General features: G+C 35.3%; 11 protein-coding genes and 2 riboswitches. Of the genes, 1 reads left to right on the top strand and 10 read right to left on the bottom strand.

Going from position 1 to position 12,537, the window contains the following annotated elements:
* Position 1: 1 nt before the first annotated feature.
* From GJV51_06830 to GJV51_06790, 9 genes are all read right to left on the bottom strand, one after another.
* Positions 2-1,468: an acyl-CoA reductase gene (locus tag GJV51_06830; protein ID QGM25704.1), complete on the bottom strand. Its 1,467-nt coding sequence runs from the start codon at positions 1,466-1,468 to the stop codon at positions 2-4.
* Between the two features lie 11 nt (positions 1,469-1,479).
* Positions 1,480-2,592 (bottom strand): AMP-binding protein, encoded by a 1,113-nt coding sequence (locus tag GJV51_06825; GenBank protein ID QGM25703.1) that lies wholly within the window; start codon positions 2,590-2,592, stop codon positions 1,480-1,482.
* A complete protein-coding gene (locus GJV51_06820) occupies positions 2,585-3,871 on the bottom strand; it encodes a uracil permease (protein ID QGM25702.1) in 1,287 nt (428 codons plus the stop codon). Before GJV51_06820 ends, GJV51_06825 begins: the two co-directional genes overlap by 8 nt.
* A gap of 78 nt (positions 3,872-3,949) precedes the next feature.
* Positions 3,950-4,049: riboswitch (TPP riboswitch) on the bottom strand.
* 80 nt (positions 4,050-4,129) lie between these two features.
* A riboswitch (TPP riboswitch) is annotated at positions 4,130-4,219 on the bottom strand.
* A 182-nt stretch (positions 4,220-4,401) separates the two neighbouring features.
* Positions 4,402-5,745 carry a PTS cellobiose transporter subunit IIC gene (gene celB, locus GJV51_06815; GenBank protein ID QGM25701.1) on the bottom strand — a complete coding sequence of 448 codons (1,344 nt, stop codon included), beginning with the start codon at positions 5,743-5,745 and terminating at the stop codon, positions 4,402-4,404.
* Positions 5,746-5,747: 2 nt separating this feature from the next.
* Positions 5,748-6,302, bottom strand: a complete 555-nt coding sequence (locus GJV51_06810; protein QGM25700.1) for a sugar transporter — start codon at positions 6,300-6,302, stop codon at positions 5,748-5,750.
* Positions 6,259-6,618 carry a PTS cellobiose transporter subunit IIA gene (locus GJV51_06805; protein ID QGM25699.1) on the bottom strand — a complete coding sequence of 120 codons (360 nt, stop codon included), beginning with the start codon at positions 6,616-6,618 and terminating at the stop codon, positions 6,259-6,261. Before GJV51_06805 ends, GJV51_06810 begins: the two co-directional genes overlap by 44 nt.
* Positions 6,615-8,606 carry a PRD domain-containing protein gene (locus GJV51_06800; GenBank protein QGM26115.1) on the bottom strand — a complete coding sequence of 664 codons (1,992 nt, stop codon included), beginning with the start codon at positions 8,604-8,606 and terminating at the stop codon, positions 6,615-6,617. The genes GJV51_06805 and GJV51_06800 overlap by 4 nt, the downstream gene beginning before the upstream one ends.
* 35 nt (positions 8,607-8,641) lie before the next feature.
* Positions 8,642-8,959, bottom strand: coding sequence for a PTS cellobiose transporter subunit IIB (locus GJV51_06795; GenBank protein ID QGM25698.1), 318 nt, complete (start codon positions 8,957-8,959; stop codon positions 8,642-8,644).
* A 14-nt stretch (positions 8,960-8,973) separates the two neighbouring features.
* A complete protein-coding gene (locus GJV51_06790; GenBank protein ID QGM25697.1) occupies positions 8,974-10,410 on the bottom strand; it encodes a 6-phospho-beta-glucosidase in 1,437 nt (478 codons plus the stop codon).
* Between the two features lie 191 nt (positions 10,411-10,601).
* Between GJV51_06790 and GJV51_06785 the strand changes: the two genes are divergently transcribed.
* Positions 10,602-11,108, top strand: coding sequence for a GNAT family N-acetyltransferase (locus tag GJV51_06785; GenBank protein ID QGM25696.1), 507 nt, complete (start codon positions 10,602-10,604; stop codon positions 11,106-11,108).
* 447 nt (positions 11,109-11,555) lie between these two features.
* On the opposite strand, the gene GJV51_06780 is transcribed toward GJV51_06785, so the two are convergent.
* Positions 11,556-12,536, bottom strand: a complete 981-nt coding sequence (locus tag GJV51_06780) for an LD-carboxypeptidase (protein QGM26114.1) — start codon at positions 12,534-12,536, stop codon at positions 11,556-11,558.
* Between the last annotated feature and the right edge of the window lies 1 nt (position 12,537).

Here is a 12,537-nt window from a genome sequence, read left to right as displayed (position 1 = left end):
CTCACTCCACATCTGGATCAAACTGCTCACTATAGCATTCTAAGCTCTGCTCAATGTCTGTCACACGAACTAAATCCAATAAGTTAAAGTGTCCATCATGATGCCATCCACTGGAAACATGGTTCATTTTTCCTAGGGCACTCATTCGATTAACGCCAACTTTTCCCAAGATATTTGCCAATAAGAACAAACGATCCGGAGAAACCGCAATTCCGGCTGACTGTAAATATTGTTGATATGGCGTGAGCGCAAGTGGTAAATCAGTCAAATCATCAACCATAAAAATATGAATTGAGCGGTTTAAAGGAGAAGCGCTAAATCCATTTTTGTTATGTAAAATAACAGTCCATGCGGTACTATTGTCACTACGAAATAGTGAGGTTGCTTCATTTTTTATAGATGTTATCTCAGCTTCTTGCCGCATCTTTTCGATAGCGATTTTATCTGATTCGTTTATCGGTGCACGAGGATATTTAATTTGGTAGTTATCCAACTCATTGGACAAGATACTTGCAAACTCTTGCGGTGTTATTGCTCCGCCTCTTTCAATGAAAATTGACTGCGGAGCTAGACAGCTTTGTTGATCATAAGTGGTTATATCTTCAACTAAGTCTTTAATGACTTGGACATAACGATCTGGTGTCAGCGTTTCCCTACCCACTACTGCCAAACCAATTTTGTACCCATAACTTAAAATCCGCTTATTTAATGATGCTTTACTTTTTACAGATGTAACTGTTTCTTTACTGCCACATACAATAATAGTATCGGCCAAATCAAGGCAGTGCTTCTCGAATTTTTCACCACTATGCCATGGCATAATAGCAATCGTATCCGCAAATTTCGGATCAATTTCAGCTAACGTTTGAACAAACAATGCTGGCATAATAGGCTCTGAAAAAGAAGTTTTCCCCAATGTTGGTGATTTTACAAGTAACCCCATGATAAGTGTCCATAATTGTATACCTGGCACATTACCAGAAAATATTTGAAATATTAAATCCGGTCCGTAAAATTTTGAAAAGCCACCGGAAAGGTTTGGTTGAAAATCATCCAGTACTGTACCTGACTGACCGAGCTCACTATTAACAAATCGTTTTAATTCTTTCTCCCGAAATAAGCGAATAAAGTTTTTGATCTCTAAACTAAATTGATCCACATCATAACCTGTTACCATAGGGACTGCTTTCTCTGCTATTTTACGAAAATGATATGCTGGATTAGTCCATTTTTCTGCCGCTCGAGCGATAATATCAATAATTTCATTTACCGTTAAATGCTTTAAGTAATGATTACGGTTGTGCGTTATTATTTTTGTAATTTTTTTTATTTCTTGTTCGGATATCTTTGGATAGCACAACACAAGTTGATGTGTTTCATTTTCAACTACCTTTTCGGTTAAATCATCAAAAATAATATTACCTGGCACATAAAAAATATTAATTTTTGTCATTTCTTTATTAGACATTATTGACACCTTTATTGTAGTTGTAATAGCTCATCGGCAGTAATGGAACATCCTTTCGCCACTGATCCTTTTGCCCTACCAATAATGTTGAAACCATAGTTATTTTGGGTAACAATATCTTCAGTTAAAACGGATACACAGGAATCCCAATTAGCCAAATCATAGTATGCTAATAGCCCACGTTGACCCTGTGCAACAGGCTGTAACGTTTCAGTGTCCAAGACCTGAGTTTTTACCCAAGCAGGAGCTGTTTTATCAAAATAAACTGTTTTATTTTCTGAATAATCTTTTACATTTCGATCGTAACATTGCGAGCTGATTTCTGTCATGCCGTACATATTTATAATTTGTTCACGTTTCACCTGAAATGTGCTCTCTAATTCAGCATATAAGTCAGACATACTCACTTCTCTTGACTTGCCCTTGAACCCACCAGTATCAAAAACAATGCTTTCTTTTGCTAGATTAAAGGACTGTTGATGTCGCTGTAAATATGCTATTAAATGAACATAAGAAAATGAAGCACCTAAAAGTAATATGGGTTCTTGTATTTTTTCCACTTCTCGAAGAGCAGTGATTAATTTCGAATAGTTTAGTTGGTTATTTTCAAAGAATATATGGCTATCTTTAGTACCAAATTCCCGCATAGCAGTTGATATGTAACGAGATAAAGACGAGTTAGGATTATCTGTCATCCCCGGAAACAAAGAAAATATTCGAATTTTATTCGTGTTAGGCAAAACGTTTTTCCTGAATCCTACCCGCATAGATTCCTCCCAAATATTTAAATTCGAAATATAATGTTTGCTTCTATGATTCATATTCGTTGTACCGCTCGAATAAAAAATATCCGCTGCTTGATTAATATCTTCGGTTGACAGGGTTAATTCTTTGTACGCTTGAATCGGGATTAAAGGAAACTCACGCCAGTTTTTTACAGTCAAGAGATTTTTGTTTCGTAATTGAGCAAACTTTTTATATGGTACATTGTTTTGAAATTGATATGCAAAAATACGCATAGCTAGTTGATTAAATTCAAATTCGTATTGATCTGTTTGATAATCTTTATATTTGTTGATGAAAGTTATAATGTCGCTTTGAATTTTTTTAGAGTTTTCAATCATGAGATCCCCTTATACTTTTTATCAAGCGTGGCAAATTAACTAAGGCAATTTGTAAAATGATAGCAGACACCGCACCAACTAATATACTGTTAGATAATAGTTCACCCGTCACACCTGACCAACCGGTCGCGTAGTTAGGCAGAGCAATCGCGAGTATGATAGACAATCCAATAATCATGTTATTCTCATGATTATCAGGTGCTTTTTTCAAAATATTGAATCCAGTCAAAATTAAAGTTGTTGCTGCTGGCAAAAATATGCCACCAATCACTGGACTAGGTGTTATTGCTAAAAACGCACCAATTTTAGGAATGAAACCTAATACGACAAACAAAATTCCTGCAATAATTACTGGTATTCTCGAAATGTTACCAGTTAGATTTAAAATCCCTACATTTTGTGCAAACGCAGTTGTTGGAAAGCCTCCGAATAAGGACGAAAACATTGATCCCGCAGATTCTCCGATTAGCCCATTTTGAATGCGCCTTGGTGAGATATTTTCTTTTAAAGTACCACCAGCTGCCTGATAAACTCCTAGAGCCTCTATCACTGCCACTACATAAGCAATAAAAAATGTCAAAAACATAACCCAATTAAACGATAGTGGTCCATAGGGTAATAAATGAGGCAAGCCAAACCATGGCTTCGTGGATAACACGCTGTAATCTACAACACCTAAAGAAACGGCTAGAATATCACCAACAACTAAAGCGATTAAAAATGAAAAACGCTTCCAAAACCCCTTACCAAATATTGACAATAGCATCACAATAGTTGCTGTAGTAATAGACAAAATAAGTGTTGTTGGTGAAGAGAAGCCTTTATCCCCTGGATAACCACCTAAAAATTCAGATAGTGTGAATCCAGCTAAAGAAATACCAACAAGAAATATTAGTGTACCCGTAATTGCCGGTGTTAATACTTTGATCAGTTTATTAATAGGCCCTGTAACCGACAATAAAAATACAATAAGTGCACTCAGTAAAATTGAACCACTTGCTGTTGCTAACTGACCGTTTTTACCAGCACTAATCATTAAAGCGTCAAAAGCAGCTGACGGTCCTTGAACAATAGGCAATTTCACTAATTTTGTTGCTTGTGTAAGCGTAACTAATCCTGAAACAATAAAAATTGTGTTCACGAGATTAGTTGATAAGCTCAGCGAGAGCCCTCCGGCAGCTGCCACATAAATTGGATCTAACCATACGTTAGAAACAAACACGTGTTGTATTCCGGCTAGGCCATGATTGATAATGCGATTGCGTCTTGTTATTATCATAATTAAATTCCTTTCCCAATAAAAAAAGTGTCCCTAAATACACAAAAAAGGACACTTCTGACAACAATACAAACCGTTGTCAAACATTGGTCACTTTCCTACGCTAGTATTAACTAGATCAGGTTCAAAGGGACCGATATACATCATCTCAGTCTTCGCGACGCCCCTAGTGATTATTATTCATTTTTCAAAATTCCTTTCGCTCAATCATTTTGTGCAATAAAAAAACATTTTTCTCAACCAGAGAAAAATGCTACGTTAAAAAATGTAGCACTTTCCTACGCTGATATTAATCAGTTCAGGTTCGAAGGGTTCTTCTCAGCCATTTTGGCGCCCCTAGCACATGCACTATTGTATCATAATTTTTTTATTAAATGTCAATAATTCATTCTGTTTTTCACATAACTTTATCATCAAGTAATAACCTTACTGCTGAAATTTCAATGTCGCAAATCGTCCAAGTTGAGAATATAAAAATACCAATCTGCTACCTAAATACAGACCGGTATTTTTATACATCGCCATTAAGGCTATACTTGTGTTTTTCCCTGCTCATCATTGTACAACTTATTGTCATATATTTTGATAAATGGTAAGTAAATAATGAAAGCTATTACGACACAGATTATTGCTAAGACTGCCGCTTTCCAATCAACCGTACTAATGAACGCACCAATTCCGGCTGGGGATGGCCATGGTGCTTGAATAACAATTGGTCGAATGATATGGAAGTTAATGGCTGCATAAGCAACTGAAGCTGTTACCATTGGTGCCAAGAAAAATGGAATAGCCAGATAAGGATTATAAACAATTGGCAAGCCAAATATTAACGGCTCGTTAATATTGAATAGTGATGGTACGATTGAAGCTCGGCCTAAAACTTTTAACTGTTCGGAACGTGCTAGTAAAGTAATAAATATGCATAATCCGAGTGTCGCACCGGAACCACCTAAGATAGCAAAAGAATTGTTAAACTCGCCAGCAAACGGTATGTTAGCCCCATTTGAATTTGCTACCATATTTGCTAAGAAGATAGGCGTAATAAACGCTGAAATAATATTAGCGCCATGAATACCAACAATCCACAAGGCATGAATTAAGAATTCAATTACCATAATACCTAGCCAAGTACTCGTCATACTTGTCACGAAACCAAATGGTATTGCAATCATTTTGAAAATATCCGTACCGAGTAATACTAAGGAACCATTAATTCCCAATACAACAACAGCAATCACAAAAGTTGGAATTAATGCTGTAAATGATCTTGATACACCTTCCGGTACAGCATCTGGCATTTTAATTGTCCAATTGTGTTTCACACAGAATGAATATAACCAAACTGCTAAAACGGCCATGATAATCGCGGTGAAAATACCACTTGTTCCAATACGGTCGATTGTGCTAGTCATTCTAAATCCATTGATGACTGTCTCGTCCTTGGATATGGTATTAAGCAGAACAATTTTTCCGCCTTTCAAAACTAATTCTGGCAAGCACATAAAGAAGGCAAATAGTGATAAGAATGCCCCATTTAATGGTGCAACTTTTAATTTATCTTCTGTTTGAATAATACGCGTTAATTCAAAGCCAATTGCTAAACTAAAATACATCGCCAAAATACCCATAGTTGCGGTGTTAGCAATCATGTACAAATCACTAAATTTAAAGAATGTTGCGTCGAAAAAATCATTTAAGAACGGAAATACTGTCGGCAATATATTCAAAACTAATATCATAGATCCTACAATTGTAAAAGGAATTGAAGCCATACCAGCAGCCATGATAGCCCTCACAATTCTATATTGCGAAACTTTGGTCATTGGTTTCAAAAGCACTTTTTGTAGGAAGTTAAACACAGGTCCATTTTCCATAATTATTTCATCTCCTTATTATTTTTAATAACGGACTGATAGGCTGTCAAACGCGCATAATATTTATCATGATTGGTTGCAATCAAGCCTAACCTTTTGTTAACTATGAGAAGTAAGCTACTACTGAGTAATAACAAGATTAGTACCACTAAGCGGTTACTACCAGTATTTTGTATAAATTGGTAAAAAAATGTAAATAATGATGTTGGGATGCTTATCATTAAAATGATATTAACGACAAGCTGTGATCTGAAAAATACTTTTGAATAAGTCAGTTGGTTCGTGTGATGTCCAAACAACTTAATTTGTTCAATAATTGCTAGCAAAGCGATAAGCATTAAAACAACAGGTATTAGTGCCACTAAGGTCTGCCACATAATTATGGCCCAATACAAATTTACGAACAAGAAGAACGCTGTGGCATAACGTATTAGCATGAACCGGTTAAACTGCATACTTTTAAGGCTCATTTCTGTACGATTTTTTTCGATTGTGAGCTCTAAACTTTGATTCTTATCCTGTAGTTTTTTTGGCCTTCGTTTGATTTCTTTTTTCAATGTTCTGTACCTCCTCATACAGAGTCTGCATCTCAATGGCCATTTCACGTAAAGTCATCGTTGTCATTAGGTGATCCTGTGCATGAACTAATATAATTTCCATATCAATATGACTACCCTCAGCATATTCTTGTAATAAGTTTGTTTGCGATTTATGAGCTAGTAGTAATTCGTCATTTGATAATTTGAGGTTTTCAGTAGATAGCTTGAAGTTTTTTTCTTTCATGGCTGCAAAAGCCTTATGAACCATTGTGCGCGCATTGCCACTATGTAAAATAATTTCAAAAGCGACAACCTGGATGTCTTCTGATTTCATATATACTTACCTCCTTTCATCATTAACAGAAAATGATGCCGAAATTCCGAAAAATTTTTTGATGAAACCAACTGATACTGTTTATCCATATGTTCTGTGAATTTTACAATTGTCTGTGTGATTTCTGTCAGACCCTTATTACTCAGATAAGATGGTGAAAGCAGAAAAACTAACTGAATATTTGGATGCTCGTCAGACCATTTAATGCCGTTTGGTATAATGCCAATAGCAATTTTAGGCACACGACTCATCGGCATAGCAGGATGAGGGACAGCGATAGTATCGCTAAAGACGATTGAGCTCATTTGTTCACGCTGATTGATTTGTCCCAAAAATTCATCTTTTACTTTGTTAGATTCATTGGGCATCAACATATTAGTTAACTCTTGTAGTACTTCTTTTCGATGAGGTGATAACTGCCATATTTTAAAAGTTGATTGATCCATAAATTGATCAAAGTGGTTTAAAGCGTTATTACCTGGTTGCTTTCTTTCTGCAGTGATATATTTATTTCGGACTTGCTCATTATCTAAAAATTCATTTATTTTTTGAATATCTGCTTCGTTTAAAAAAATACTGACCTGTATGACTGGGACTTTGAACACTCGTGTTGACAGATCAATAGCACTGATAATGAGATTAACATTGCTTAACGTACTGTCATCAACTGCATAATATCCTTTAATATCAACAATGTTTAAATACATACCAAATTCTTTTTCGATTCGATTATTGAGTAATTGTGCTGATCCGTACCCTGTCGCGCAAATAATTAAAACTCTTGGTTTATTTAAATTTTTGTATTTTTCCGCCGCTGCCATCAAATGAAGTGCTAGATAAGCAACTTCATCATCATTCATGTCAAACTGAGATAAATATGACGACCATGCTATATAGCGCCTAGTATCCATAAACTCAGTTAAATAATTTGCTTTTATTTCATGTAGCAAAGGATTTTTTAATTGAATATTTTGCTCAAGACGAACTACCATCGGTTTTAGATGTTCGATGATATTTTTCTTGAGCGCATAATCTTTAGTAACTGGATAACCGGTTTCTAATTCAATTCGTTGCAAAATCATGTCTACATCTCGTTGCAATGAACTATCATTTTGTATATTAATGTTTTTCCCTTGAGCTATTAACTGAATAGTTAAATAATCTACTTCACTTTCGGGAAATTTTAATAACAAGCTACTTTCAATACGAGAAAAAATTTTTCTAGCAACCTCGCGAACATTTTTCATTTCAGGATTAAGGTTTATTTGAGCAGCTTGTAATTCAAATCCGCATTTCAAGCGTTGAACACTTAATGCAATATATAAAACAATATTTTGTATGGTATAGTCCGTTAAATGAATACCTGCTTCTCGACATTCATCAAGAACTATAATCGTAATTTGATCAAAACTAACGGCTTTAAAGAAAGATTTATTTTTCATATAATGTTGAATAGAATTTTCACTATGACTGAAAAAGTAATCTAAAATAAAGTGACGCTTATCGCGCTCCAATCCCGTAATGAAGATACCAATATTAGCTTTGCTTTCGATAGTGATTCGATATGGCATCAACAATTTACGAATGGTCGATAAATCTTTTGAAAGTGTTGCCCTTGTAACAAATAATTTTTCAGCCAAATCGTCAATCAAAAATTTTTGGTTTTCAATAATAAGTTTATTCAAAATATACTTTTGACGGTCTGAAATATTGTTGCTGTCCTCACTAATTAGCCACTGGGATAATTCATAGTGTTTATTTAAAAATAAGTCAAATGTAACGGGATGAGATATGTGCAACCGATAACCCATGCTAGGTTTTGAATCAAGTTGGGCGCCGTGTGAAACCAAGGTCTCTTTTAAAATCCTAATGTAATTACGAATTGTTCTAGGTGTCAGTGACAAAAGTGTAGATAATTCGTCACTGGTTACGAAACGGTCTGAATTATCTACTAAATAGATTAGTAAATCACGCTCTTTTTTCCTCATCATCACACCTCGCGCAACATTTACCATGCATATTGCTACCCAATATTTTCTTCTACTAAGTTCGCCATGCCCTCAATACCTGTTGGTATGGGTATATAGGAATTAAAGGGGATAGAAACGACAGGTTTACCGACCTCATCTCCAATCTTTTCAAAACCTTCAAGATACATTGTTGTCTGCGGACTAACTAGAAATAGATCAAAATCACTATTACGAATAGCATCTTCTCCTTCTGTAGCAGTAATTGCATCCACTTCAATATCCATATTTTTATTTTTAAAATAGTCAGTTGTTTTTTTTGCCATCATGGAGGATGACATACCAGCTGCACAAATAATTAACGCTTTTTTCATCGTACTTCTCCTTTTTAATTAATGTTTTCTGCATTGGTTGCGATAACGTCTTTAAACCAATAAAAGGAATCTTTTTTACTGCGTTTCAATGAGCCCTCATTCTGATTATTTTTATCTACGTAGATAAATCCGTATCGCTTGTCCATTTCTCCAGTACCAGCTGAAACCAAGTCAATACATCCCCAAGGTGTATATCCAATCAGGTCAACACCATCTTCAACTACCGCCAACTTCATTTCTCGAATGTGTTCTTGTAAATATGCAATGCGATAAGAATCATGTATTGTCCCATCTTCTTCAACTTTATCGTATGCACCAAAACCATTTTCAACAATAAATAATGGTAAATGGTATTTATCTGTAAACCAATTCAGGGCATAACGCAAACCCTTAGGATCAATTTGCCATCCCCAATCACTTGCTTGTAAATAGGTATTACGCACTTGGCTATTTTTGGGTGTCATGTCATCAAAGTTCAAACCTTCTGGTTTTTTAACTGCATGTGACATATAATAGCTAAAGCCAATGTAATCAACCTTACCGGCTTGTAAATCTGCCAAGTCTTCTTGGGTAACCTCAATGTTGAATCCTTTCCGATGCCAATATTTCGTTAAAAATGCTGGATATTGACCATTGACATGCACATCTGCAAAGAAATAATTTTTTTCCATGCTCTTTTGAGCTGCAAGAACATCATCTGGATTCATAGATGCTGGGTAAACAGGGCCCATCGCAATCATACAGCCAATTTGAAAATTGGGGTTAATATCATGGCCGATTTTAACAACTCGTGCACTAGCTACTAATTCATTATGAGCAGCCTGGTACATACCTTCCTCACGATTTTCACCAGGATTAAAATGGAGCCCGGAATTTGTGAAAACTAAAAAATCATTGTCATAGTTGGCTTGGTTGTTAATTTCGTTAAACGTCATCCAATACTTGACCTTATCTTTGTACCGATTTAAACAAGTCGTCGCGAACTTAACGAATAAATCAATTAATTTTCGATTCCGAAAACCACCATACTTTGTAACTAAATTGTATGGTAATTCAAAATGAGATAATGTGATGACCGGTTCAATATTATTTTTGATAAGTTCATCAAATAAATCATCATAAAATTTTAACCCTTCCTCATTTGGCTCGCTTTCTTCACCAGTAGGGTAAATTCTTGTCCAGGCAATTGACGTTCGAAAACATTTAAATCCCATTTCTTTAAATAAGGCAATATCTGTTTTGTAGTGATGATAAAAATCAATCGCTTCATGATTCGGATAATATTCTCCAGAAATGACTCCGTTCGTAATGTTTCGCTCTTTGTCTGGTCCACCGACCGTCATGACATCAGCGACACTAACTCCTTTACCGCCTTCTTGCCACGCACCTTCTAGTTGGTGCGCTGCAACAGCACCACCCCAAAGAAAATCTTCAGATAATTGTTTAGACATATTTAGTCCTCCTTTAACTACTCATATTTTATCAAGTAAGCGCTTACATTTCCATTAGATTGATTTCCTTATACTTGCGGAAATTATCTTACAAAATTGCTTTTTATAATAATTATTCAACATAAATAAATTCGTGTGATAAGATTACTAGTAAATATATTCAATAACTACGGTTAAATCAAAGGTAAAAAATGACTTTTAGAGAATTAAAACAACCTGATGAACAAATTTTCAACGACTGGATTAACAGTTGGATAAATGAACCGGAAATTGTTGCTGTAGCCAAACCTATTTCTGTCAGTTTCGCTGAATATTTAACTAATCTAGCGCAAATGAAAAATAATAGTATGAATAACTTTGTTCCCGTCAGTAACTATTTCTTTATTGAGGATGGTTTGATAAAAGGTGGTGTATCAGCTCGATGGGAGTTAAATGCACACTTGCTTCAATTTGGCGGACACATAGGATACGGCGTTGCCCCTGCTTGGCGTCAACAAGGAATAGCTAAGAAAATGTTAGAATTAACCCTACACATGTATCAACAACGCAAAATTTCACCCGTCTTGGTTACCGCTGAAAAATGGAATACTGCTAGCCGCAAAACGATTGAAGCTCATGGTGGCGTCCTTGAAAATATCATCAAAGAGCCCAGCACAGGAAAGCTATTTTGTCGATACTGGATTGACTTGAATAATTAGTCAAAAATATTAGCATCCAGAAAGTTATTTTGTTTCTTGAAAAAAGACAAAAAAAATCTGCCTTTTTCAGGCAGATTTTTCAATCTAATCATCTTCTTTATTGACTGAGTTCAAATGCTTAAATGAAGTCTGTATTATGACAAACATGACTGTTAGAATGCTAGCTATTATCATAGCTAGAAAAGCCGCTCGACTAACATTGCAAAACAAAACTAATATAGCAGCAGTAAATAAAAAATAAATAAACCAAATACAAATAATAAAAGTTAAATAAATCAATGTGTTAGCAACTTTTCGATTATTTTTGCCCAATAACCAGTACCCCCTGAGTTAAGATATATTTCTAACTTAACGGTCATTAAAAATGTAGTCAAGTCCCCCAACGAAATGTAATACTTTTATAATTATATCACGTTTACCTCATTATGTTTATTTCTGACGCAAATGCTATCCTTTTAATACTTCTATCGTAATATCACCAGTGTTTTGGGCACGCACAGTAATTAATCCGCCCAGAGGAAAAGTGAATATAGGCTGAGTATGACCAAAATCAACATGATAAACTACTGGAATAGTATTGAGAACAGGAAATTTAGCTAATATGCTGTGGAGGTTAGACTCTGACATTTTATTTTCAACTGGAAACCTGCCAATAATTAGTCCAGCAATATCTGGGTGAATTTGGAGTATTTGAGACAATTCTCTAGAAAATTCAAGTGGTTCACCACCCTCGGCTTGTTCAATGAATATAATAGGTTTTGTGACGGCAGGCAAAAACTTTGTCCCAGCTTGAAGTCCATACGTTTGTATGTTACCACCAGTACTGATTCCCGTTGCTTGACCCGAGTTATATACCTGCCACGCATTCGGCATTGGCTTTCTTGGTATATTGGGGTCAAACCACATATCACTTGTCCAAATATTGCTTGGTTGTAAATCATAATCTGACTGACATAATGCTTTTATCCATTCATCTGTTTGATACGCCTGTAATTCGTCCATTTTGAAAGACGAGTAACATGGTCCATAATATGTTACTAATCCTGTCTGGGATCGAATTGCATTGTGTAAGCTTGTTATGTCCGAATAGCCAACAAACAATTTTGGGTGGCTTCTAATTATTTCCCAATCAATATAAGGCAATAATTCGTTTGAATTTAAACCACCAATTGTCGTCATCACCACCGAAACGTTATCATCAATAAAAGCCTGATGTAAATCCTGAACACGAGCAGTAATTGAGCTAGAATAAAACAGATCATTTTCATGTATATGGTTTCCGAATGTTACTTTATACCCTAATTTTTCTAATCTTTCTTTCGCCACTAAATTTTGTTCAAATCCACCAACTCGCTTGATTGAAGAGCTCGGCGATATGATTCTTATTTCATCGTCCTTTTGTAATTTTTTAGGAAAAATTGTTGCCATC

The organism is Leuconostoc mesenteroides subsp. mesenteroides, from assembly GCA_009676745.1.
Taxonomy (GTDB): Bacteria; Bacillota; Bacilli; order Lactobacillales; family Lactobacillaceae; genus Leuconostoc; species Leuconostoc koreense.
Note: the sequence above shows the minus strand (reverse complement) of the source record. Positions and strands in the feature narration are given on the sequence as shown.

Coding starts and splice junctions, on each gene's coding strand:
- GJV51_06830 (QGM25704.1), bottom strand. CDS start 1,468: ATGTCTAATAAAGAAATGACAAAAATTAATATTTTTTATGTGCCAGGT.
- GJV51_06825 (QGM25703.1), bottom strand. CDS start 2,592: ATGATTGAAAACTCTAAAAAAATTCAAAGCGACATTATAACTTTCATC.
- GJV51_06820 (QGM25702.1), bottom strand. CDS start 3,871: ATGATAATAACAAGACGCAATCGCATTATCAATCATGGCCTAGCCGGA.
- celB (QGM25701.1), bottom strand. CDS start 5,745: ATGGAAAATGGACCTGTGTTTAACTTCCTACAAAAAGTGCTTTTGAAA.
- GJV51_06805 (QGM25699.1), bottom strand. CDS start 6,618: ATGAAATCAGAAGACATCCAGGTTGTCGCTTTTGAAATTATTTTACAT.
- GJV51_06800 (QGM26115.1), bottom strand. CDS start 8,606: ATGAGGAAAAAAGAGCGTGATTTACTAATCTATTTAGTAGATAATTCA.
- GJV51_06795 (QGM25698.1), bottom strand. CDS start 8,959: ATGAAAAAAGCGTTAATTATTTGTGCAGCTGGTATGTCATCCTCCATG.
- GJV51_06790 (QGM25697.1), bottom strand. CDS start 10,410: ATGTCTAAACAATTATCTGAAGATTTTCTTTGGGGTGGTGCTGTTGCA.
- GJV51_06785 (QGM25696.1), top strand. CDS start 10,602: ATGACTTTTAGAGAATTAAAACAACCTGATGAACAAATTTTCAACGAC.
- GJV51_06780 (QGM26114.1), bottom strand. CDS start 12,536: ATGGCAACAATTTTTCCTAAAAAATTACAAAAGGACGATGAAATAAGA.